Source organism: Vibrio sp. V10_P2A27P122 (assembly GCF_963874335.1).
In the GTDB taxonomy this organism is placed as follows: domain Bacteria; phylum Pseudomonadota; class Gammaproteobacteria; order Enterobacterales; family Vibrionaceae; genus Vibrio; species Vibrio anguillarum.
In genome coordinates, this window is record NZ_CAWNHY010000222.1 from 43,781 (window position 1) to 65,285 (window position 21,505).

Here is a 21,505-nt window from a genome sequence, read left to right on the forward strand (position 1 = left end):
TTATTCTTGTGTCGTAGTGGCTTGCGGTTGAAGCACGGTCGATACTCGCTCGTTAGAGTTACCATCAGCCATCAGCTTCTGTGACGAAATTTTGTAGCGAATTTTCGTACCACGGATGATGCTATCATCTTGTGACAACATGGCTTGATCGATCATCGTCAACTGATCATCGGCCAATTTGTAATAGAGCTCTTTCGCCTCACCATACAAGGTTTTGCCATCGTCGGTTAATTGCGAAAAAGTGGCGAGGTTGCCATATCCTTCAATTTCTTGAATTGAGCCATCTTTTGCATCACGGGTTACAATCACTTTGTCGGCGTTGATACTGATACTGCCTTGTTTGAGTTTGACATCACCAAGGAAAGTCACTTTGTTGCTTTTCATGTCGAGCTGTTGGCTGTCAGAATCGATGTAAACTGGTTGAGCATTATCGGTGGACAATGCCAATGCGTGACCAGAAATCGCTAAACAAGCAATAAGACTAAGGTGTGAGAGTTTCATATCTACCTTGTACATGGTTATAAAGAATAGCGGTATTGTCGGCAAAGTTGCCTTTCATCGCTTGTCCTTGTGTTTCGAATTGTGGCCCAACCAAATCGACCTGATTATCGGCCCAAAAATCGCGATTATTGAGTTGAATGCTCATCTTAATGGTTGAAAGCGTATCAAAACCAGAATCTGCTAATAGGTTTTTTGCCAGTACGTCGTCATACAGTGTGAGTACTTGCTCTTCATCGAGTACGCCGCGTTTAGCGGTAATCTCCCACTCTTGCAAAATACCATCACGGAAGACTTTGAGTATCGGGTACTCGAAAATGGTGTCGCCACTTTTTGCGTAATGATCCAGATGCGTCGATTGAATGATGTAGCTGCGGATACCTTGCTCGTTATAGGTGGTGTTGTCGAGATTTTTTCCACTAAACGACGGTAACTCCAAGTTCGGAGCAATTTGTATATCGGTATTTTGTTCTTTATCGAACAAGTAATAGGCTGACCACGATGCGATAAAAATCAGTATCACATAGAGGACACGAGATAAACTCATACACTTAAGCCTTTGTGCACATCTAACTCACCGCGAGCTTGCAAAATCAAATCACACACTTCGCGTACAGCGCCATGCCCACCTTTTATATGGGTCACGTAGTTTGCGCGTTTAACTAATAGCGGGTGACCATCCGCGACACAGACTTTCAGCGCGACTTTTTCCATTACCGGCCAATCAATCAAGTCATCACCGATATACCCTGTGTGTTCTGGGGCAATATTGAGCTGGCGACAAATATCGTTATAGGCTTTGACCTTGTCATCCTGACCTTGATAAACCAATGTAATGCCTAATACGGCCATACGGTTTTCGACAATTTTTGACTGCCTACCTGTAATGATCGCCACTTCAATGCCAGCATTCATCAATGATTTTATGCCGTAGCCATCTCGAGTGTGGAAGGTTTTTAGCTCTTCGCCTTGATTGCCCATATAAACTAAGCCATCAGAGAAGACGCCATCCACATCGCAGATCAGCAGTTTTATCTGCTTGGCTATGTCGAGAATAGGCAGTGAGACCGGGCCGTAGAGTGTATCAATCATGGTCATCACATCACTCCTGCTTTGAGCAAATCGTGCATGTTTAATGCACCGACCAATGTGCCATTTTCGCACAGCATCAAGCCATTGATTCGTTTATCTTGCATTAGGTTTAACCCTTCGACCGCGAGCATGTTAGGGTTTGCTACCGTTGGGTTTTGCGTCATCACCTCGCTGATTGCCGCGCTGTGAATATCGATTCGTTTGTCTAAGATGCGGCGTAAATCGCCATCAGTAAAGATGCCAATAAGCTGCATGTTGCTGTCAACTATCGCGGTCATCCCCAACCCTTTTTGACTGATCTCAAGTAAGGCATCGCGGATCAATGCATTTGGTTGCACTGTTGGTAGTGCATCGCCAATGTGCATGATATCAGAGAGCTTGAGCAACAATTTTCGACCTAAAGCCCCACCGGGATGAGACAGCGCAAAATCTTCAGCGGTAAAGCCGCGTGCTTGCAAGAGTGCGACGGCTAACGCATCGCCCATCACTAGCGTTGCGGTGGTGCTGGAGGTTGGCGCAAGGCCAAGCGGGCATGCTTCTTGTGGGACAGTGATTTGCAAATGAAGATCGGCCAACTTTGCCATATTCGATGACGGGTTGCCTGTTATGCTAATGATGCGAATATTGAGCCGTTTTAGCACAGTAAACAGTGATAAAATTTCCGAGGATTCGCCAGAGTTTGAAATAGCAATTACGATGTCGCCACGCTCGATCATACCAAGATCACCGTGCGCCGCTTCTCCTGGATGTACGAAAAATGCCGAAGTGCCAGTACTGGCTAAGGTCGCGGCAATTTTTTTACCGATATGGCCTGATTTACCCATACCCATCACCACCACTTTGCCGTGATCATTGGCAATGATCATTTCACACGTTTGGCAAAATGAGTCGTCAAAGTATTGCTCTAGCTGCTGTAAAGCCGCCATTTCGGTGGCGAGAACTTGCTGTGCAACACTGCGATAATCAAACTGATTCGACATTCGATACTCCGAGTTTGGGTTAAGCGGTCATATTCATAAGTAGATAAGCTTGGTATCCGATAAAAGCGAGGAAGAGCACGCCTCCCTCAATGCGGTTAATACTACGCGATTTCCCTAAAGCCATGGCAACCAGTAGCAGAGATACGCCAAGCATTACCCAAAAATCGCGTCCCATCGCATGCTCACTGAGTATCGATGGATTAAGAATGCCGGGTAAGCCCATCACGGCAAGAATATTGAATACGTTCGAGCCAATAATGTTGCCCACAGCCATATCATCTTCGCCTTTCAACACACTTGTGAGTGAGGCGGCCAATTCTGGCAAGCTGGTCCCAACAGCGATGATTGTCAGGCCAATTACCAAGTCGCTCATGCCAAAAAACTTAGCGATAATGACGGCGTTATCGACTAACACGCTGGCAGCAATCGGCAGAATGATAAGCCCAATCACTACCCAAATAGCCGCTTTTGCGTTGCTCACGCCCTGCGGTATTTCAGATTCCTGCTCGGTAAGCAGCGCGTCACCATTTTTTTGCTCGTTACGGCTAATGCGGAGCATCGCGATGATAAACACGGCGAAAAGTGCAAACAGCAACACACCTTCATAGAATCCTAAGTGGTTATCCCACAATAACGCACCAGCAAGTAGTGTGACCGCAATCATCAGCGGCAGTTCACGGCGGAGTACCGCAGAACTGACGGAAAGCGGTTTGATGAGTGCTGTAATACCCAAGATCAAAGCAATGTTAGCGATGTTAGAACCGAGCACGTTACCGACGGCAGTATCGGTTTTCCCATCCAAAGCGGCCGTTGCCGATACCATCATCTCTGGTGCTGATGATCCCATTGCTAAAATAGTCATGCCGATCACTAATGGCGAGATGCCGAAGTTGCGAGCAAGCGCGGCAGAACCAAAGACTAACTTGTCAGCGCTCCAGACTAAAAACACCAAACCTACAATGAGAAACGCTACCGCTTCGATCATGATGATACCTAATTAATGAAATGAGTGAAAAAATGATGCAATTAACCGCTAATTTTGACGTGTTGGTTGCGAAAAGGGAAGCTGAAGATCCAATTAATTACGTTCAATTCATGGTTTAGTTAGCTATCCATCAATAAATGACCGGAAGATTGTTTTGGCGAAAGATGATGCTTTACTTTAGGATGTAATTGAACAGTGCTTTTAATTTTAGAACGTTATGCTTATGATTGCCCATCATTTTGGGGCGGACAACAATAGTGAAACACTCATGATGCCAATCAACGATCTTGTCACAATCAAGAATTTAACCTTCTCCCGTTCAGGACGGAAGATTTTCGATGACGTGAGTCTCAGCGTTCCGCAAGGAAAAATTACCGCCATTATGGGGCCATCGGGTATTGGTAAAACCACTTTGCTACGTCTTATTGGCGGACAACTGTTTCCTGAACAAGGTGAGATTTGGTTCGACAAACAAAACATCCCGATGCTCAGTCGCAAAAAGCTGTATCAAGCTCGTAAAAAAATGAGCATGTTGTTTCAGTCGGGCGCGTTATTCACCGATTTAAATGTGTTCGATAATGTGGCTTTCCCTTTACGTGAACACACTCAATTAGATGAATCGCTGATTAAGACATTAGTTTTATTAAAATTAGAAGCGGTTGGTCTGCGCGGTGCCGCCTTGCTCATGCCGAGCGAATTATCCGGTGGTATGGCAAGAAGGGCTGCATTAGCGCGCGCGATTGCGCTGGATCCGGAACTGATCATGTATGATGAGCCGTTTGTGGGGCAAGACCCGATCACCATGGGCGTGCTGGTGGAATTGATCCGCAATTTGAATCAAGCTTTGGGGGTGACCTCGATAGTGGTCTCTCATGATGTTCCTGAAGTGATGAGCATTGCCGATTGGGTTTATTTGCTGGCTGACGGCAAAGTGATTGCCAAAGGAACGCCAAACGATCTTTATCAAAATAGCGATCCTCGCGTACAACAATTTTTACAAGGCGAGGCTGATGGCCCAGTACCATTTCGCTTTCCAGCGCAAAGCCTAGAAAAGGATTTATTCTCATGATGTCTACATTGACTGACTGGATTGAAGGGCTCGGTCGCCGTACGCTCGAATTTTGCCAAGCCTTTGGCAAAGCGAGCTTGATGCTGTTTGGCGCATTAGTGAGCCGCCCACGGCCTATTCAGAATTTTCCATTGTTAGTGAAGCAGCTCTACAGTGTTGGTGTTCAGTCGCTGGCGATTATTGTCGTTTCTGGCTTGTTCATTGGCATGGTGTTGAGCCTGCAAGGCTATGTGATTTTGGTCGATTACGGCGCGGAAGGTAGCCTTGGGCAGATGGTCGCGCTCTCTTTATTGCGTGAACTTGGGCCCGTGGTGACTGCGCTGCTGTTTGCTGGGCGTGCTGGTTCTGCACTTACCGCTGAGATCGGCCTGATGAAAGCCACCGAGCAGCTTTCCAGTTTAGAGATGATGGCGGTTGATCCGCTCAAACGTATTATCGCTCCTCGCTTTTGGGCTGGGCTAATATCAATGCCGTTGCTAGCGATGATTTTTATGGCGGTCGGCATTTGGGGAGGCCAGCTTGTTGGCGTGGATTGGAAAGGGATTGATCACGGCAGTTTTTGGTCTGCGATGCAGTCATCGGTAGAGCTAGGGCAAGATATTGGCAACAGTATGATCAAGTGCGTGATGTTTGCCATCACAGTGACTTGGATTGCACTGTTTAACGGTTACGATGCTATTCCAACCTCGGAAGGTATTAGCCGTGCCACCACAAGAACCGTAGTGCATTCGTCTTTAGCTGTTTTAGGGCTAGACTTTGTACTCACCGCATTGATGTTTGGGAATTAATCATGCAGCAAACACGAAAAATAGAACTTTGGGTCGGTAGCTTTGTCCTTGCTGGAATTTGCGCAATTCTGGTGATGATTTTTCAGGTCGCTGACGTAAAAGGGTTGGGTTCCAACCATACTTACCAATTGAAAGCTGAATTTGACAATATCGGTAGTTTAAAAGTGCGCTCGCCAGTCAAAGTGGGTGGTGTAGTCGTTGGGCGAGTGGCCGAGATTAAACTCGATAGAGAGAGCTTGCTGCCTGTGGTTACTATGGCTATTAACAGTCAATATGATCAATTTCCAGAAACGTCGAGTGTGCAAATTCTAACTTCTGGATTGATTGGCGAGCAGTACATTGGGCTTGTGCCCGGTTTTGTCTTTGAAGATGAACAGATGTTAAAAGAGGGCGACTTAATTGAAGACACAAAATCCGCCCTCGTATTAGAAGATTTGATTGGCCAAGTGCTGTATAGCGTCGGTGGTGGCTCACAAGAAAAAGGTAAGGAGTAACAACAGTGTTTATAAAAACAGTGTTTAAACGGACGTTGATTTTTGTATTTACCCTCTTTGCCGCTATGTTTGTGCAAGCGGCCAATGTGGATAAAACCCAGCCCTATACCATGATGAAGCAGGTGTCTGAAACGGCATTTACTCGTTTGAAAGCCGAACAAGAAGCGATTCACCACCATCCTGAATATTTGAAAGAGATCGTGGAACAAGAACTGATGCCTTACGTCAATGAGCAGTATGCGGCACTGAAGTTATTGGGCCCAAACTTAAAAGGGGCCAAGCGTGAAGATGTCGCCACTTTCATCACCGCATTTCGTGCCTATCTTGTCAGTGCATACGCGCAAGTATTGACTCAATACAGTAACCAAATTATTGAGTTCGAGCCTGAACAGGCGGTGTCGGATGATAAACGCATTACCAGCGTGAAGGTGGATATTATTGATACGCCACGACCGAACATCAAACTTGAGTTTAAATTGCGCAAAGAGAAAAATGGCGAATGGCAAGTCTTTGATATGATTGCAGAAGGAGTGAGTTTGCTCTCCAGTAAGCAATCTGAATGGAGCGGTAAAATTCGCCAAGATGGTATCTTAGCGGTTGCCAATGAACTGCAACAATTGGCGGATCAGCCGATCCGTTTTGAAGGTAAAGCGCAATGATTCATCCGCAGTGGCATCAAACTGATATGCCGATTGCGGCTTTGTCGGGCGCATTAGACAGAGAGCATGTGCCTGATTTATGGGCGTTTATCCAAAAATGGAACCCGGTGAGTACACAGTTTGAGATTGAACTGAAAAACGTTGAACGCATAGACTCTGCCGGAATGGTGATGTTAATCCACCTAATAGAGCATGCAAAAAAACGAAACTGTCATATAATGCTCAGTTTCGTGCCAGAGCAACTGCGCACACTATTCCAATTGAGCAACATTGATCGTTTAATGGCTCAACATATAAAGAATTAAGCAGGGGAACATTGTGGATAGCGCAAAAGTACAACAGTTATTAGAACAAGCACTAAACCTTGAAGAGATCCACGTCAAAGGTGAAGGTAGCCACTATGAAGTTATCGCTGTTGATGCTTGCTTTGCAGGGATGAGTCGCGTTAAAAAACAACAACTTATTTATGCTCCACTGATGGAGTACATTCAAAGAAACGACATTCATGCCCTTTCTATTAAAGCGTTCACACCAACAGAGTGGGCTCGTGATAAAAAGTTGATGTCGCTGTAAGGTTTATTGATGGAAAAGTTTCGAGTTATTGGGTCAACACAACCTCTTCAAGGTGAAGTGACCATTTCAGGTGCCAAAAACGCTGCACTGCCTATTTTATTTGCGTCTATTTTGGCCTCTGAGCCAGTAGAAGTGGCCAATGTGCCACACCTTCGCGATATTGATACCACAATGGAACTGCTCAAACGTTTAGGCGCTAAAGTCGAACGTAATGGCTCAGTTCATGTCGATCCTAGTCAAATTGATGAATATTGCGCGCCGTATGATTTAGTCAAAACCATGCGTGCTTCTATTTGGGCTCTCGGTCCATTAGTGGCTCGTTTTGGTTATGGCCAAGTTTCGCTACCTGGAGGCTGTGCCATTGGCGCTCGTCCTGTCGATCTGCATATTCACGGTTTAGAGCAGCTTGGTGCCACCATCACCTTAGAAGATGGCTACGTGAAAGCCAGTGTCGAAGGTCGTCTACAAGGTGCACACATCGTCATGGATAAAGTGAGCGTGGGTGCCACCATTACCATTATGTGCGCCGCAACCCTTGCCGAAGGCACAACCGTACTCGACAACGCTGCGCGTGAGCCTGAAATTGTCGATACCGCACTGTTTTTGAATAAGCTGGGTGCAAAAGTGTCCGGTGCAGGCACCGATACCATTACCATTGAAGGTGTTGAACGTTTGGGTGGTGGTAAACACGCTGTTGTGGCTGATCGCATTGAAACGGGCACATTTTTAGTCGCGGCGGCTGTTTCTCGCGGAAAAATTGTTTGCCACAACACTCACTCGCATTTGTTAGAGGCCGTGTTAGCAAAACTGGAAGAAGCGGGCGCTGAGATTGAAACGGGTGAGGGCTGGATAAGCCTTGATATGACCGGAAAAGAGCTTAAGGCGGTTTCGATTCGCACTGCGCCTCATCCTGGCTTTCCAACCGATATGCAAGCACAATTTACCCTACTTAATATGATGGCAAAAGGTGGTGGTAAGATCACTGAAACCATCTTTGAAAACCGTTTTATGCACGTTCCTGAACTGATGCGTATGGGAGCAAAAGCGGAGATTGAAGGGAATACCGTGATTTGTGGTGATGTGGAATCGTTGAGTGGCGCGCAGGTGATGGCGACCGATCTACGTGCTTCAGCCAGCCTAGTGATTGCCGGTTGTATCGCAAAAGGTGAAACCATCGTCGATCGCATCTACCATATCGATCGCGGTTACGAAAGAATTGAAGATAAACTGTCGGCTCTTGGCGCTAATATTGAGCGCATTCAAGTCAGCAGTTAAACTCTCGCTCATGCAATGGAGCCGAAATCTCTGGGTTTCGGCTTTTTTATCCTTGCTCATTTTTTATCTTTGTTCCATGGAGAACTGAAATGATTGCTCTTTTGCGTCTATTGGCAGTCGCACTGTTTGCCATTGTGATGTTTGTTTTTGGATGTGGTTACTGCTTACTTAGTCCACGCAATCCAAAACATGTATTTACGTTTGGGCGTTTATTCGCCCGTATGTCAAAATTGATGGGTATTAAATTAGAACTGCGTATCCCAGAAGATGCTTATCAACGCGGCCAGCACATCTACATTGCGAATCATCAAAATAACTGGGATCTGTGTACTGTTGCTGCGGCGGTAACGCCGAAAGTCGTGACAGTAGGAAAAAAAAGTTTAGTTTGGACACCTGTGTTTGGTCAGTTGTATTGGTTAGCAGGGAATATTTTAATTGATAGATCCAATCGCAACAAAGCCAAAGGCACCATTGATCAAGTTGTCGATAGCATAAAAACCAGTGATGTGTCTGTGTGGATGTTTCCAGAAGGTACTCGCTCGCGTGGCCGTGGCATGCTGCCCTTTAAAATGGGTGCATTTCATGCGGCAATTGGCGCAGGTGTACCGATTATCCCCATCGTTTGCAGCTCAACTAATGATATTAAGCTTAACCGTTGGGACAATGGTCATGTGATTGTTGAGATGCTGCCACCGATCAGTATTGAAGGATATGGAAAAGAAAATTTACGGGAATTAGCGACATTATGCCGTGAGCAGATGATGGCCAAATTAGCGCAGCTGGATGAAGAGGTCGCGATGCTTGATGGTAAGCAGGTCACATCACGCAGTCAGTAACTGCTTTACTAAATGGTGGGAAAAAGAAGTATGAAGGTGGTGCCTTGTCCCACTTCAGATTCGACCTGCATTTTCCCACCATGCTTTTCAACAATACTGTATGAAATCGATAAACCCAAACCCGTCCCTACGCCGACAGGTTTGGTGGTGAAGAAAGGATCAAACACCTTGTTGATGATGTCTTGATTCATGCCATGCCCATTATCTGCCACTGTCACCCTCACCCAGCGTTTCCCTTTTTCGACCACAGAATCTGTGCTAATCGTTAACTTTCCTTGTGCTTCGCAAGCGTGAGAGGCGTTAATAAATAGGTTCATAAACACTTGTTGTAGCTCTGCTGATATCCCATTGATTTTCGGCAAAGCCTCATCCAATCGCTGCTCGACCTCCATCGTATATTTAAATTGGTTCCAGACCATGTGTAGCGTTGATTCAATACACGAATTTAACTCACACTCGACAAATCGGCCATCACTGGAGTGAGAAACGCTTTGTAGGCTAGTGACAATGTCTTTTACGCGGAGCAATCCACCCGAAGTCTCTTGAAGCATGTCAGTTAAATCACTTTCGACAAAACCAATATCATGTCGTTGATAATAATCTTGATAATTGCGGTAGAAATCCGTGTTAGCAATTTCGGCTTTGTGCTGTGCTACCAAAGCGACAATTCCTATATAGGTGTGAGAGTAATCACGCAGCGTATTTAAATTACTCAGACAAAAACCGATTGGGTTATTGATCTCGTGAGCAACGCCAGCCGCCAGCAGACCGACGGAGGCCATTTTTTCTGATTGTACAAGCTGTGCTTGCGCGCTATGAAGTTGATCTAGAGTCTCTTGCAGCTCTAAAATTTTATCGTAAAGCTCGCGGCTTTTTTCTTGCAGTAACCGCTCTGCCAGCAAACGAGCCTGACGCTCACGCTCATAAATGCGTTGGTATTGTTCTATTTCACTCATGTTTGCCCTTAAAGGTGACAACAATTTCACAAAATGAAGCACCATGATGCATGCATTGGGGCTGCTCGATTTCGACTTCTTCACCAAATTGTTCTGAAGCGCCGATGATGAGTCCTTCCGCCGCAGCGCACAATTTTCTTTTCGAGGTGTAATACATGGTTAATCGATCGCCCTCGCTTTTACATTGAAATTGCGGCAAATAGGCATCGGGGTAGAGCCGCTTCACTTCTTTATGGATCACTTGATCGACCGAAATCAAAAACTCTAATAAATTGTTTTTATTTGGATAATTTTCAGGAAGGCTGTTGTACAAGCGAGAAAATAGGTATTGCCCATAAAGCCGGACTAAATCATCGGTGGGGATGTTTTTCTGCTCGCTCAAATAAGCCACCATTGCAAGCAGTTCGTCATCGGAGTATTGCTCTCCAGCGGTGTAGATGCCTTGAGAGCTAGGTTTTAAATCCTCGAGCATTTGATCCCAAAACAGTGCGCCAAATTTTTCGATGACTAAATCAGAAAGAACGGTATAGATAATCCCTTGCATCTCACTACCTCGAACGGTTCAAAAGTACGATAAGTGTTGGTGACTAACCCTAAAGTAGCAAGTATGAGGTGTAAAAATTGATTTTTTGGATTAAACAAAAACCTCGAACGGGGTTCGAGGTTTGAAAAAGCACATTCACGTCAGAGTGGCATGCTGGTGGTGCTTACACTGTGCTGATTATGAGCAATGCTTACTTACGTACCGCAATCGCTTCAATTTCAATACCCACATCTTTAGGTAAGCGAGCGACTTCTACGCATGAACGCGCAGGGTAGTTTGCCACGTTATGCTCATCAAAAAATTTACCGTAGACTTCATTCACCGTGCCAAAATCATTCAGATCTTTAACAAATACAGTCATTTTTACGATGTCAGAAACCGTTAAGCCAGAAGACTCCACCACGGCTTTTACGTTGTCGAGAGATTGACGAGCCTGCACTGCGATATCTGCTGACACTTCGCCGGTGACTGGGTTGACTGGAATTTGCCCTGAAGTTAGCACCATATTGCCAAGATCGACACCTTGTACATAAGGGCCAATTGCGGCAGGAGCGGATTCGGTATGAAGTACTTTAGTCATGATTATGTTCCATCTGTTTTTATGGGAAGGGTAGGCGTCAGTTTGCCTTTAAAGAAACGGCAGGTAAAGTGCAAAATGCCCCACTAAAGTGAGGCATCGATAGACTTAAATGGGGTTATATTATGACTCGCGTTCGGTCACAATCTCACGTGAGTAAACTTTCTCACAATACTTACATTTCAAACGAATATCGTTTTTCTTTTCGAAAACCTTAAAGCTGCTTTCGACCGGTTCATTGTGGGAAATACAGTTGCTGTTTGGGCAGGCAAAAACATCATTGATCTGCTCAGGCAGTGTCAACGCTAGCTTTTTCACCACTTGGTAGTTTTCGATTTGGTTGACAGTCGCATGCGGTGCATAAAGTGCTAATTTATTGGCTTGGGCTTCATTAATGAACACATTTTCAATCTTCAGCAGATCTTTTGCGCCCAGCGCGGAAGAGGGTAAATTTAAGCCAATCGTGACACGTTGATGAGAATTGTGCATATCGAATAACTTTAATACTTTAATACCGATTTGCGCAGGAATGTGGTCGATAACCGTGCCGTTTTTAATGGCTTCAACCTGCAATTGAGTCTCTTTAGTCATGGTTGTGGCTCCTTTATTACAGGGTTTCGTTTAACACAAGCGCCAGCAAAGCTTCACGGGCGTAGACCCCGTTTTCTGCTTGTTGGAAGAAGTAAGCGTGCTTCGTTTTGTCCACATCAACGGTGATTTCATCCACACGCGGAAGCGGATGTAGCACTTTTAAGTTATCGCGCGCACCTTCAAGCATGGCGGCTGTCAAAATGTACGCCGATTTAATGTGCGCGTACTCTGATTCATCAAAGCGCTCTTTTTGGACGCGCGTCATATACAGAATATCTAACTGTGGAATAACGCTTTCCATATCGGTGTGCAGGCTGTACTCAATGCCTGCATCATCTAACTCTTCGCAAATATAGTCAGGCATAGCCAGCGCATCCGGCGCAACAAAGAAGAAGCGAATGTGGTTAAATTTAGCCAAAGCTTGGGTTAAAGAATGGACGGTACGGCCATATTTCAAGTCGCCAACAAAGGCAATATTAATGTTATCTAAACGGCCTTGTGTTTCGGCAATGGTGAACAAATCAAGCAGTGTTTGGGTTGGGTGCTGGTTAGCGCCGTCGCCAGCGTTAATCACAGGAACGCCGTTTGAAAATTCAGAGGCTAAACGTGCTGCGCCTTCTTGGGGGTGGCGCATCACAAACGCATCCACATAAGAGGAGATCACTTGTACTGAATCGGCCAATGTTTCGCCTTTTTTCGCCAGTGACGTATTGCCACCATTATCAAAGCCAATCACGCTGCCGCCGATGCGTTGAATAGCAGTTTCAAAAGACAAACGAGTACGAGTCGACGGCTCAAAAAAGCAGCTTGCTACCACTTTGTGCTTGATCAGCTCTGGTTTTGGTTCCGCTTTGAGTTGGCCTGCGGTTTTCACAATCAATTCCAGCTCGTCACGAGAGAGCTCCGGAATCGAAATAATGTGCTTTTGATAAAGCGAATTCACCATGGTCGTCTTCCCTATAATTTTCTAGTAGCCATAAAAAAGCCCCCCAATAGGGAGGCTTTAAAAATCAAGAGAGGGGAAAAATAACGCGCCCAGTAAGTCAGCACGCTGACCTACATTGAATCGAATTGCGTTGTAGATGTGAATAACAACGTCCGTTTTCATAGCTACCCCTCAGACAAATTGCTGGGAATTATACGCTTTCGTTGTGTGAGCGCAAGCGATTACCTCACAATCCTCTTCATCATTGGCACTGTCGCTGCGTTAGCTGCTTTCACTCACCCGAATCACTTACTCATGTAAGTTCATCGGGCTTCGTTCTCTTGCTGCCTTGCGACAGCACCAATGATTTTGAGGATTAAAAGTCGCTTTGGCACTGTCGCGGCGTTAGCTGCTTTCACTCACCCAAATCACTTACTCATGTAAGTTCATCGGGCTTCGATCCATTGTTGCCTTGTTTTTTTAAGCGCCGAGAGTCGCGACCATCACAGCTTTGATGGTGTGCATGCGGTTTTCAGCTTCATCAAACACAATCGAATATTCAGACTCAAACACCTCTTCGGTGACTTCCAAACCTTTCATACCATATTTTTCCGCCACCTCTTTGCCTACGGTGGTTTCGTCGTTATGAAACGCAGGCAAGCAGTGCATAAATTTTACCTGTGGATTACCAGTTTGCTTAATCACATTCATATTGATTTGGTAAGGCGTCATTAAGGCCACGCGTTCATCCCATGCATCGGCTGATTCGCCCATAGAAACCCAAACGTCGGTATAGAGAAAATCGCATCCTTGCACGCCTTCTTGTACATTTTCAGTGAGCGTGATTTTGGCTCCCGTCTGCTCGGCAATTTTTTGGCAAGTGGTGACGAGTGATGCTTCTGGCCAAAACTGTTTGGGTGCGACGAGGCGAATATCCATGCCCATTTTTGCTGCGCCCACCATCAGTGAATTGCCCATGTTATTGCGTGCATCGCCTAGATAAGCCAGTGACACTTGGTGCAACTGTTTACCACGGCCATGCTCAATCATGGTTAAAAAGTCAGCTAAAATCTGTGTTGGGTGGAACTCGTTGGTGAGCCCGTTCCATACAGGAACGCCAGCATGTGCGCCAAGCTCTTCGACAATTTCTTGTCCAAAACCGCGATATTGGATGCCATCGTACATTCTTCCGAGTACGCGCGCGGTGTCTTTCATCGACTCTTTATGACCAATTTGCGACCCTGATGGCCCGATGTAAGAGACTTGAGCGCCTTGATCAAACGCGGCTACTTCAAATGCACATCGCGTCCGTGTTGAGGCTTTCTCAAAAATCAGCGCAATATTTTTACCCGCTAATCTTTTCTGTTCTGATCCGGCGTATTTCGCTTTTTTGAGATCAGCAGAGAGATCGAGCAGAAATTGGATCTCTTTCGGCGTGAAATCGAGCAGTTTGAGAAAGTTGCGGTTGCGTAAATTGAAAGCCATATCCCAGTCCTAAACGGTGAATGATGAATGGCCTTAGTAAAACATATAAATGCTAAATTTGTGAATAATTATTTTAAAATAAAGGCGAGATATTAATAATATCTCGCCTAATGTGACTATAAATTCTCTTCAGCGAATTCGGCCAAGCGGCTGCGAACGACGCCGTTTAAGTGAATGTTGGCGCTGCCTTCAAAGTTTTTAAAGCGCTCAACCATGTAGGTCAAACCTGAGGTCACCGGGGTTAAGTAGTGGGAGTCAATCTGCGCTAAGTTACCAGAACAGACAATTTTAGTGCCCTCACCACAGCGCGTGATGATAGTTTTGATTTGAGAAGCGGTTAAATTTTGACACTCATCGAGTAGCACAAAGGCATTTTGGATTGAGCGCCCACGCATAAAGTTGATCGATTTAAACTGGATATTGGCTTTATCGCAGATGTATTTGAGTGAACCTTCGGTGCAGTGATCGTTTTTGTGCAAGGCTTCCAATGTATCCGTAACCGCCGCCAGCCACGGCATCATTTTCTCTTCCTCTGTTCCGGGTAAGAAGCCGATCGATTCTCCGATATCTGGCGTGTTACGGGTGACGATAATCTTATCGAACATCTTCTTCTCAATGGTTTGTTCAAGAGCGGCGGCCATCGCGAGCAGCGTTTTCCCGCTACCAGCGGCTCCGGTTAAAATCACCAAATCAATGCTTGGATCAAGCAAGGCATCAAGTGCCATCGCTTGGTAGATATTTTTCGGGGTGATGTCCCACGCTTTGCGGTGCATCATTCTCTCGCGGCCAATATCAAGCAGCGTAATTTTTTCTGCGTTGATTTCATGCACGCGCGCCGCAAAATCGCTCTCTTCATCAATGACATATTGATTAATAAAGGTCGGATCAAACGGCGCTTTATCTAACGTATGGAAGGCTTTTCCGCCGACGGTTCTACTCTCAACTTCATCGACGTTGTTCCAAAAATTTCCTTCACGAACTTGGAAGCCTTTGGTCAGGTACTGCACATCATCAATCAATTGGTCAGTGCGGTAATCCTCAACATAGCGCACGCCTGCACCTTTAGCGCGCAATCGCATGTTGATGTCTTTGGTGATGAGAACCACAGCGCGTGGCGCTCGTTTCGCTTGCAGGTAAAGTACAGCGTTGAGGATACGGTTGTCGCCGGCTTTGTCAGCAAAGGCTTTGACGGTTTCTTGCAACTCAAAGTCGGCAAGGATCGAGATAGTTCCCGTCTTGCTGGCCTCTTTAGAAAATGGAATACCTTCGGTAATTTCGTCTGGGGTGGCATCGTGGAATAAGTGCTCTAAAGCACGAATCGCGACCCGCGCATCTCGTGCAACATCGCGTTTGCTGTCTTTGATCCGGTCAAGTTCTTCAAGAACGGTCATCGGAATGACCACGTCATGCTCTTGGAAGGAGTAAATGGCTAAAGGTTCATGAAGCAGGATGTTGGTATCAAGTACAAACAGTTTCCGATCGGTATCGCCCATAAGCGTCTCCTTGCTGCTGTGCAGCGTGCTTAACAAAAGGTGCTAGCAAGTAGAGGTTATCGATCAATGGATGCCGGTAGTGACTCGATTGCTCGATGACTTACTGCAAGCCTGTGTTGATACTCATTGTCTGTTTGGTCTGCATGCTTTGTGCCAGAGTCATCCTTTTGACTGGCAAAGCAAGCATCGTTACAACAAGTATAGCAACCTTGTTTACTACAAATGCCACCGATTTCTTACAGTTTGATGTCAACCAAAAGTTGAAGAAAAAAATCTTGGTTATCCTTCGCTTTACACGTGACCTGTATCACGCCATCAAGTAAGATTAGCGACCTTTTTCTGCACCACACTCCAACAACAATCATAATTAGGAGTTGCCTTCACGTGGTAGCAGATCGATACAATCCATTCCAAATAAATAAGGTAGTCGATTCATGAGTTTTGCTTTGGGGCAACGCTGGATAAGCGATACAGAAAGTGATCTTGGTTTAGGTACTGTGGTAGCGCTTGATGCGCGTACTGTGACCTTGATGTTTGCTGCATCAGAAGAAAACCGCGTTTATGCACGCAGTGACGCCCCGGTAACACGAGTGACGTTCAATAGCGGCGATGTGGTTGAAAGCCAAGAAGGCTGGTCGCTACGCGTTGAGCAAGTTGTTGAAGAACAAGGACTACTCACTTATCTCGGTACGCGCGAAGACAACGATGAAAGCGGCGTGGCGCTACGTGAAATTTTCTTAAGCCACCAAATCCGTTTCAACAAACCGCAAGATAAATTGTTCGCAGGTCAAATTGATCGCATGGATAATTTTGTGTTGCGTTATCGCGCCCTGACTAACCAATATCAACAACACAAAAGCCCAATGCGTGGTTTATGTGGCATGCGCGCGGGCCTGATTCCTCATCAGCTTTATATCGCACATGAGGTTGGCCGTCGCCATGCGCCCCGCGTGTTATTAGCCGATGAAGTGGGGTTAGGTAAAACCATTGAAGCGGGGATGATCATTCATCAACAAGTGCTTTCTGGCCGCGCGGAACGTATTTTAATTGTGGTGCCGGAAACCTTGCAGCACCAATGGTTGGTGGAGATGATGCGTCGCTTTAATCTTCATTTCTCCATTTTTGATGAGGAGCGCTGTGTTGAAGCGTTCGCTGAAGCACACAACCCTTTTGATACTCAGCAATATGTGCTTTGTTCGCTCGATTTTCTGCGTAAAAGTCGTCAACGTTTTGAACAAGCACTTGAGGCGGAGTGGGATCTATTGGTGGTGGATGAAGCGCACCATCTAGAATGGAGCCAAGATAAACCAAGCCGCGAATATCAAGTGGTCGAAGGGCTAGCGCAAAACACCCCAGCGGTATTGCTGCTAACGGCAACGCCGGAGCAATTGGGCCGTGAAAGCCACTTTGCGCGTTTGCGTTTGCTCGATCCCGATCGTTTTTACGATTACGAGGCGTTCGTTGAAGAAGAAGAGCAATATGCGCCCGTAGCCGATTCAGTCAGTGCCTTGTTTTCGGGTGAGAAGTTGCAAAACGAAGCCAAAAACCAAATCACTGAGCTACTTTCAGAGCAAGATGTTGAGCCGCTGTTTCGCATTATTGAAAGCGATGCCGATGAAGAGAGCAAAGCCTCTGCTCGCCAAGAGCTGATTGATAATCTAATGGATCGCCATGGCACAGGCCGCGTGCTGTTTAGAAACACCCGCGCTGCGATTAAAGGGTTTCCTGTGCGCAATGTGCACTTGATGCCGATGGAAATCCCTGCGCAATATACCACCTCGATGCGTGTGGCTGGCATGATCGGCGGTAAGCTCTGTGCTCAGGCTCGCGCGATGAAAATGCTCTATCCCGAAGAGATTTTCCAAGAGTTTGAAGGCGATGATGCAAGCTGGTGGCAGTTCGATTCTCGCGTGAATTGGCTGCTTGAAAAAGTGAAAGAAAAACGCAGCGAAAAGATTTTAGTGATCGCTTCTCGCGCTAGCACCGCGTTACAACTGGAGCAAGCACTGCGTGAGCGTGAAGGCATTCGCGCCACCGTTTTTCATGAAGGTATGTCGATTTTAGAACGTGATAAAGCCGCCGCTTATTTCGCACAAGAAGAGGGTGGCGCGCAAGTGCTTATCTGTAGTGAAATCGGCTCTGAAGGGCGTAACTTCCAATTTGCTAACCAGTTGGTGATGTTTGATCTGCCGTTTAACCCAGATCTTCTAGAGCAACGCATTGGCCGTTTGGATCGTATTGGTCAACACCGTGATATCGATATCCATGTGCCGTACCTTAAAGGCACATCGCAAGCGATTTTGGCGCGTTGGTTTGATGAAGGCTTGAATGCATTTGCTGAAACCTGCCCAACAGGCCGCGCTGTGTATGATAAATATGCCGATGATCTGATTGACATGCTGGCTTCGGGAAATATCGATACGCTGGATGAGATCATTGAACAGTCGGCAACGCTCAACAAAACGTTGAAGGCTCAGCTTGAACAAGGGCGTGACCGACTGCTTGAAATGCATTCAAACGGTGGCGAAAAAGCATTGAAAATCGTCGAAAGTATAGCATCAACGGATGGCGATACTAACTTGGTTACTTTCGCTTTGAGCTTATTTGATGCGATCGGTTTAAACCAAGATGATCGGGGTGAAAACGCGCTGGTGGTCACACCATCAGAGCACATGATGGTGCCAAGCTACCCCGGTTTGCCGTATGAAGGAGCGACCATCACTTTTGATCGTGATACGGCATTATCGCGTGAAGATATGAATTTCATCAGTTGGGAACACCCGATGATTCAAGGCGGGATCGACCTACTGATGAGCGAAGGCGTGGGAACATCGGCGGTTTCTCTGCTGAAAAATAAAGCTCTGCCTGTTGGGACTTTGCTACTTGAGTTGATCTATGTGGTGGATGCACAAGCGCCAAAACGCAGTGGTATCAGCCGCTTCCTTCCTCAAACACCGATCCGTTTGATGATGGATGCGCGTGGTAATGATCTCTCCGCGCAAGTTGAGTTTGAAAGCTTCAACCGCCAATTAAGCCCAGTGAATCGTCATTTGGCCAGCAAGCTCGTTACGTCGGTACAAAATGATGTGCATAGCTTAATTGCTGCCAGTGAAAGCCAAGTTGTGAGCCGTGTTGAAGCGATTCGTGAACAAGCGCAGAAAGAGATGCAGTCGAGCTTAAACGGTGAACTGGAGCGCTTATTGGCGCTTAAAGCAGTCAACCCGAACATTCGTGATGAAGAGATCAGCGCGATTGAAGAGCAGATCAACGAGTTAAGCGGTTACATCGGTAAAGCGCAATTCCAACTGGATTCGTTGCGTTTAATCGTTGTGACGCATAACTGATCCCTTTACTTGGCCCTTGTGGCGGACATTAAAAACAACAAAGGCCTTTTTCATAAGGCCTTTGTTTTATCTGCTGTTACATAAGCCACTTCCACCAAATAAACAGCGCTAAAAAGCCAAACAGATAAACAAGCCCTACGATAGACAGCGCTTTGAGTTTTTTTCCTACTGCGAGTTCAGCCGGTAAAGGTGTTTTAGTCACCAGAATATAGTTGAGCAGCGCAAAAATTGGCGTGGTCATAAATGCCATGATCATCGCAAAATTCAGCATTGGCATCAGTGCTGAAGCCCAAAAGGCAATGATGGCCAGCGCTAAAGCCGATACCACGATGACCCAAGCTTGGTAGCAACGTGGGCTTTGGCTCTCTTTGTTTTGCAAAAGACGTTGTGATTCTGCAATCACTCGTGAATAGCCATCAATGACGGTGATGGTGCTGCCAAAAATACAGAAAAAGGCGATCACTGCAATTAAATAACGTGACCACTCACCTATGGTTGAAGCGTACAATCCGACCAATTGATGCGAAAAGCCGACGCCAGATTTCGAGAGCTCAACGCCTGTTCCGTGTAGTACTAAGGCACCAAGCGCTAAAAATACAATCGCCAAGATTGCAGTACCGATATAGCCCACATTGAAATCAAATAGTGCGGATTGCGGCGTCACTTGCTGCTCTTGGCATTGACGCTTGAGCCACACCGAAGTGATGCTCGAAATCTCAATGGGTGCGGGCATCCAGCCCATTGTCACCACCAAAAAACCGATCGCGGCGAGTGTCCAAGGTGAAGGCGAAATGGTTTCTACCACTATCTGTGCTGGGGTTGCGACGGCAATCACCACGGCGAGTAAGGTGGCGATTGTCAGTACTGCCATAATCATTTTAGAAAGTGAGTCGAGCGCGCGAAAGTGGCCTGCAAAAAGGATCAGCAAACAAGTGGTCAGCACAATCACGGAAAGAACAATATTGCCCAGCTCAAAAGGGACAAAATAGGCCAGTAAACTGGCGCTAAACAGCAGTAACGCGGCGGTGTTTATAATGGCCGACACCACACTTAAGAGGGCAAAAACCCATAAGTAAGCGCGCCCGAGATGAGCATAGCCTTGTACTAAACTTTTGCCTGTCCCCATGGTGTATTGAATGCCAGCCTTAAAAAAGGGGTATTTTAATAAGTTGACTAGCAAAATGAGGCCTGCGAGTTGCCAGCCATAAATTGCACCTGCTTGAGTTGATGCGACGAGATGAGAGCCGCCGACGGCTGCTGCTGCCATCATAATGCCCGGCCCGAGTGAACGAAGCAGTTGTGGCAGGGTTAAACGTTTGGCCGATTGATAAGGGACGCTGTGTTCCATTCTTGTTCCTTAGACTTGATGTTGTGTTATTTATAATTTTTGCTTTTGAAGCTGACTTTAATGTCAAGCTCATCAATCAATATCACACCCAGTCAATCTGTCAATTTTAAGTTACATTTCAAGTGATATTTCTAAGCAAGGCTAACTTACTGACGATTTCATGATTTAACGAAACTAAGATGACTCTTCTCTATTGGCTTGGCGGAGAGGTTGTTATAATGCGCCGATTTTTTTAGGAGAAACCTTCGATGGCTATGCTTGAATACACGCCGCCCACAGATCCTTGGATTGATATTGTCTATGAAGATGATCAGATTCTCGCGGTGAATAAACCTTCAGGTCTGCTGTCGGTTCCAGGACGCTTGCCTGAGCATCACGACAGTATGTGGAGTCGTTTGGCTGAGCAATATCCAGAGATCCAAGTTGTGCATCGTTTGGATATGTCGACTTCTGGCTTGATGGTGCTGGCAAAAAATAAATACGCGGAAGGGGCATTGAAAAAGCAGTTTCAATACCGTTTAACGCATAAAATTTATTACGCTCGCGTGTGGGGCGTAATGGAACTTGACGAGGGGGCGGTTGAATTACCCCTGATTTGCGATTGGCCAAATCGGCCTAAACAGAAAGTCTGCTTTGAAGATGGAAAACCATCAAAAACTTTATATCAAGTAGCGAAAAGAGAAGAAAAAACGACAATTGTACGTCTTTTTCCTGTGACTGGCCGTTCGCATCAATTACGTGTGCACATGCAAGCTTTGGGGTATCCGATTGTGGGTGATGAGTTTTATGCCCCGCAAGAAGCGCAAGATTTTTCCGATCGCTTAGCGCTGCATGCCGCAGAGCTCAGTTTTTATCATCCAAAGAGTCATTGGTTGCGTAACCTTTTTGTTGCTTGTGACTTTTATCCCGAAGCACAAGAGCAAATTTTGCAACACTTTGATCCTGAGCGAAAATTACCAGATTACAAAACGTTGCCCCGACCTTAGTGTGACG

General features: G+C 46.1%; 23 protein-coding genes. 10 read left to right on the top strand and 13 right to left on the bottom strand.

Annotated features, from left to right (window positions below; all coding sequences use genetic code 11):
* The 5 genes from lptA to AACQ17_RS09410 are packed head-to-tail and all read right to left on the bottom strand — an operon-like array spanning nt 1 to nt 3,555.
* Nucleotides 1-501 carry a lipopolysaccharide transport periplasmic protein LptA gene (gene lptA / locus AACQ17_RS09390; RefSeq protein WP_013855972.1) on the bottom strand — a complete coding sequence of 167 codons (501 nt, stop codon included), beginning with the start codon at nt 499-501 and terminating at the stop codon, nt 1-3.
* The gene (gene lptC / locus AACQ17_RS09395; protein WP_094146892.1) at nt 482-1,045 is read right to left on the bottom strand and encodes an LPS export ABC transporter periplasmic protein LptC; all 564 of its coding nucleotides are present in this window, start codon (nt 1,043-1,045) and stop codon (nt 482-484) included. The genes lptA and lptC overlap by 20 nt, the downstream gene beginning before the upstream one ends.
* Nucleotides 1,042-1,599, bottom strand: coding sequence for a 3-deoxy-manno-octulosonate-8-phosphatase KdsC (kdsC, locus tag AACQ17_RS09400; protein ID WP_094124238.1), 558 nt, complete (start codon nt 1,597-1,599; stop codon nt 1,042-1,044). Before kdsC ends, lptC begins: the two co-directional genes overlap by 4 nt.
* Nucleotides 1,596-2,570 (bottom strand): arabinose-5-phosphate isomerase KdsD, encoded by a 975-nt coding sequence (gene kdsD, locus AACQ17_RS09405; RefSeq protein ID WP_094146891.1) that lies wholly within the window; start codon nt 2,568-2,570, stop codon nt 1,596-1,598. The genes kdsC and kdsD overlap by 4 nt, the downstream gene beginning before the upstream one ends.
* 19 nt (nt 2,571-2,589) lie before the next feature.
* On the bottom strand, nt 2,590-3,555 hold the full coding sequence (locus AACQ17_RS09410) for a calcium/sodium antiporter (RefSeq protein WP_017046459.1): 966 nt from the start codon (nt 3,553-3,555) through the stop codon (nt 2,590-2,592).
* A 271-nt stretch (nt 3,556-3,826) separates the two neighbouring features.
* On the opposite strand from AACQ17_RS09410, the gene mlaF reads away from it, so the two are divergent.
* From mlaF to AACQ17_RS09450, 8 genes are all read left to right on the top strand, one after another.
* Nucleotides 3,827-4,624: a phospholipid ABC transporter ATP-binding protein MlaF gene (mlaF, locus tag AACQ17_RS09415; RefSeq protein WP_026029128.1), complete on the top strand. Its 798-nt coding sequence runs from the start codon at nt 3,827-3,829 to the stop codon at nt 4,622-4,624.
* On the top strand, nt 4,621-5,412 hold the full coding sequence (gene mlaE, locus AACQ17_RS09420) for a lipid asymmetry maintenance ABC transporter permease subunit MlaE (RefSeq protein ID WP_013855979.1): 792 nt from the start codon (nt 4,621-4,623) through the stop codon (nt 5,410-5,412). Before mlaF ends, mlaE begins: the two co-directional genes overlap by 4 nt.
* Nucleotides 5,413-5,414: 2 nt before the next feature.
* Nucleotides 5,415-5,906, top strand: a complete 492-nt coding sequence (mlaD, locus tag AACQ17_RS09425; RefSeq protein ID WP_010318826.1) for an outer membrane lipid asymmetry maintenance protein MlaD — start codon at nt 5,415-5,417, stop codon at nt 5,904-5,906.
* 20 nt (nt 5,907-5,926) lie between these two features.
* The gene (gene mlaC / locus AACQ17_RS09430) at nt 5,927-6,565 is read left to right on the top strand and encodes a phospholipid-binding protein MlaC (protein WP_026029129.1); all 639 of its coding nucleotides are present in this window, start codon (nt 5,927-5,929) and stop codon (nt 6,563-6,565) included.
* On the top strand, nt 6,562-6,870 hold the full coding sequence (locus AACQ17_RS09435; RefSeq protein ID WP_010318828.1) for an STAS domain-containing protein: 309 nt from the start codon (nt 6,562-6,564) through the stop codon (nt 6,868-6,870). Before mlaC ends, AACQ17_RS09435 begins: the two co-directional genes overlap by 4 nt.
* Before the next feature lie 13 nt (nt 6,871-6,883).
* The gene (ibaG, locus tag AACQ17_RS09440) at nt 6,884-7,138 is read left to right on the top strand and encodes a BolA family iron metabolism protein IbaG (protein ID WP_013855981.1); all 255 of its coding nucleotides are present in this window, start codon (nt 6,884-6,886) and stop codon (nt 7,136-7,138) included.
* A gap of 9 nt (nt 7,139-7,147) precedes the next feature.
* Complete coding sequence (murA, locus tag AACQ17_RS09445) at nt 7,148-8,413, top strand: UDP-N-acetylglucosamine 1-carboxyvinyltransferase (RefSeq protein WP_026029130.1); 1,266 nt, start codon at nt 7,148-7,150, stop codon at nt 8,411-8,413.
* A gap of 89 nt (nt 8,414-8,502) precedes the next feature.
* Entirely contained in the window at nt 8,503-9,249 is a 747-nt protein-coding gene (locus AACQ17_RS09450) for a 1-acylglycerol-3-phosphate O-acyltransferase (protein WP_088729160.1), read from the top strand.
* A gap of 8 nt (nt 9,250-9,257) precedes the next feature.
* Here AACQ17_RS09450 and AACQ17_RS09455 read toward each other — a convergent pair whose 3' ends face one another.
* The 7 genes from AACQ17_RS09455 to AACQ17_RS09485 form a co-directional block, all read right to left on the bottom strand.
* Nucleotides 9,258-10,205 carry a sensor histidine kinase gene (locus AACQ17_RS09455; protein ID WP_017049799.1) on the bottom strand — a complete coding sequence of 316 codons (948 nt, stop codon included), beginning with the start codon at nt 10,203-10,205 and terminating at the stop codon, nt 9,258-9,260.
* On the bottom strand, nt 10,198-10,749 hold the full coding sequence (locus AACQ17_RS09460; protein WP_013855985.1) for a heme NO-binding domain-containing protein: 552 nt from the start codon (nt 10,747-10,749) through the stop codon (nt 10,198-10,200). The genes AACQ17_RS09455 and AACQ17_RS09460 overlap by 8 nt, the downstream gene beginning before the upstream one ends.
* 190 nt (nt 10,750-10,939) lie before the next feature.
* Nucleotides 10,940-11,329, bottom strand: coding sequence for a RidA family protein (locus AACQ17_RS09465; RefSeq protein ID WP_013855986.1), 390 nt, complete (start codon nt 11,327-11,329; stop codon nt 10,940-10,942).
* Between the two features lie 120 nt (nt 11,330-11,449).
* On the bottom strand, nt 11,450-11,917 hold the full coding sequence (gene pyrI, locus AACQ17_RS09470) for an aspartate carbamoyltransferase regulatory subunit (protein WP_010318833.1): 468 nt from the start codon (nt 11,915-11,917) through the stop codon (nt 11,450-11,452).
* A gap of 16 nt (nt 11,918-11,933) precedes the next feature.
* Nucleotides 11,934-12,863, bottom strand: coding sequence for an aspartate carbamoyltransferase (gene pyrB, locus AACQ17_RS09475; RefSeq protein WP_013855987.1), 930 nt, complete (start codon nt 12,861-12,863; stop codon nt 11,934-11,936).
* A gap of 459 nt (nt 12,864-13,322) precedes the next feature.
* Entirely contained in the window at nt 13,323-14,327 is a 1,005-nt protein-coding gene (argF, locus tag AACQ17_RS09480) for an ornithine carbamoyltransferase (protein WP_094124232.1), read from the bottom strand.
* Between the two features lie 116 nt (nt 14,328-14,443).
* Complete coding sequence (locus AACQ17_RS09485; RefSeq protein WP_041769059.1) at nt 14,444-15,820, bottom strand: PhoH family protein; 1,377 nt, start codon at nt 15,818-15,820, stop codon at nt 14,444-14,446.
* Nucleotides 15,821-16,254: 434 nt separating this feature from the next.
* On the opposite strand from AACQ17_RS09485, the gene rapA reads away from it, so the two are divergent.
* Nucleotides 16,255-19,164, top strand: coding sequence for an RNA polymerase-associated protein RapA (gene rapA / locus AACQ17_RS09490; RefSeq protein ID WP_094146856.1), 2,910 nt, complete (start codon nt 16,255-16,257; stop codon nt 19,162-19,164).
* A gap of 76 nt (nt 19,165-19,240) precedes the next feature.
* Here the strand turns inward: rapA and AACQ17_RS09495 are convergent, their stop codons facing one another.
* On the bottom strand, nt 19,241-20,512 hold the full coding sequence (locus tag AACQ17_RS09495; protein ID WP_094146855.1) for an NRAMP family divalent metal transporter: 1,272 nt from the start codon (nt 20,510-20,512) through the stop codon (nt 19,241-19,243).
* A 248-nt stretch (nt 20,513-20,760) separates the two neighbouring features.
* On the opposite strand from AACQ17_RS09495, the gene AACQ17_RS09500 reads away from it, so the two are divergent.
* Nucleotides 20,761-21,498, top strand: a complete 738-nt coding sequence (locus AACQ17_RS09500; protein WP_047691070.1) for an RluA family pseudouridine synthase — start codon at nt 20,761-20,763, stop codon at nt 21,496-21,498.
* The last annotated feature ends 7 nt before the right edge of the window (nt 21,499-21,505 follow it).

What these genes read in the sequence shown, in the direction of transcription:
- lptA (WP_013855972.1), bottom strand. Translation starts at nt 501, where the DNA reads ATGAAACTCTCACACCTTAGTCTTATTGCTTGTTTAGCGATTTCTGGT.
- lptC (WP_094146892.1), bottom strand. Translation starts at nt 1,045, where the DNA reads ATGAGTTTATCTCGTGTCCTCTATGTGATACTGATTTTTATCGCATCG.
- kdsD (WP_094146891.1), bottom strand. Translation starts at nt 2,570, where the DNA reads ATGTCGAATCAGTTTGATTATCGCAGTGTTGCACAGCAAGTTCTCGCC.
- AACQ17_RS09410 (WP_017046459.1), bottom strand. Translation starts at nt 3,555, where the DNA reads ATGATCGAAGCGGTAGCGTTTCTCATTGTAGGTTTGGTGTTTTTAGTC.
- mlaF (WP_026029128.1), top strand. Translation starts at nt 3,827, where the DNA reads ATGCCAATCAACGATCTTGTCACAATCAAGAATTTAACCTTCTCCCGT.
- mlaE (WP_013855979.1), top strand. Translation starts at nt 4,621, where the DNA reads ATGATGTCTACATTGACTGACTGGATTGAAGGGCTCGGTCGCCGTACG.
- mlaD (WP_010318826.1), top strand. Translation starts at nt 5,415, where the DNA reads ATGCAGCAAACACGAAAAATAGAACTTTGGGTCGGTAGCTTTGTCCTT.
- AACQ17_RS09435 (WP_010318828.1), top strand. Translation starts at nt 6,562, where the DNA reads ATGATTCATCCGCAGTGGCATCAAACTGATATGCCGATTGCGGCTTTG.
- murA (WP_026029130.1), top strand. Translation starts at nt 7,148, where the DNA reads ATGGAAAAGTTTCGAGTTATTGGGTCAACACAACCTCTTCAAGGTGAA.
- AACQ17_RS09450 (WP_088729160.1), top strand. Translation starts at nt 8,503, where the DNA reads ATGATTGCTCTTTTGCGTCTATTGGCAGTCGCACTGTTTGCCATTGTG.
- AACQ17_RS09455 (WP_017049799.1), bottom strand. Translation starts at nt 10,205, where the DNA reads ATGAGTGAAATAGAACAATACCAACGCATTTATGAGCGTGAGCGTCAG.
- AACQ17_RS09460 (WP_013855985.1), bottom strand. Translation starts at nt 10,749, where the DNA reads ATGCAAGGGATTATCTATACCGTTCTTTCTGATTTAGTCATCGAAAAA.
- AACQ17_RS09465 (WP_013855986.1), bottom strand. Translation starts at nt 11,329, where the DNA reads ATGACTAAAGTACTTCATACCGAATCCGCTCCTGCCGCAATTGGCCCT.
- pyrI (WP_010318833.1), bottom strand. Translation starts at nt 11,917, where the DNA reads ATGACTAAAGAGACTCAATTGCAGGTTGAAGCCATTAAAAACGGCACG.
- pyrB (WP_013855987.1), bottom strand. Translation starts at nt 12,863, where the DNA reads ATGGTGAATTCGCTTTATCAAAAGCACATTATTTCGATTCCGGAGCTC.
- argF (WP_094124232.1), bottom strand. Translation starts at nt 14,327, where the DNA reads ATGGCTTTCAATTTACGCAACCGCAACTTTCTCAAACTGCTCGATTTC.
- AACQ17_RS09485 (WP_041769059.1), bottom strand. Translation starts at nt 15,820, where the DNA reads ATGGGCGATACCGATCGGAAACTGTTTGTACTTGATACCAACATCCTG.
- rapA (WP_094146856.1), top strand. Translation starts at nt 16,255, where the DNA reads ATGAGTTTTGCTTTGGGGCAACGCTGGATAAGCGATACAGAAAGTGAT.
- AACQ17_RS09495 (WP_094146855.1), bottom strand. Translation starts at nt 20,512, where the DNA reads ATGGAACACAGCGTCCCTTATCAATCGGCCAAACGTTTAACCCTGCCA.
- AACQ17_RS09500 (WP_047691070.1), top strand. Translation starts at nt 20,761, where the DNA reads ATGGCTATGCTTGAATACACGCCGCCCACAGATCCTTGGATTGATATT.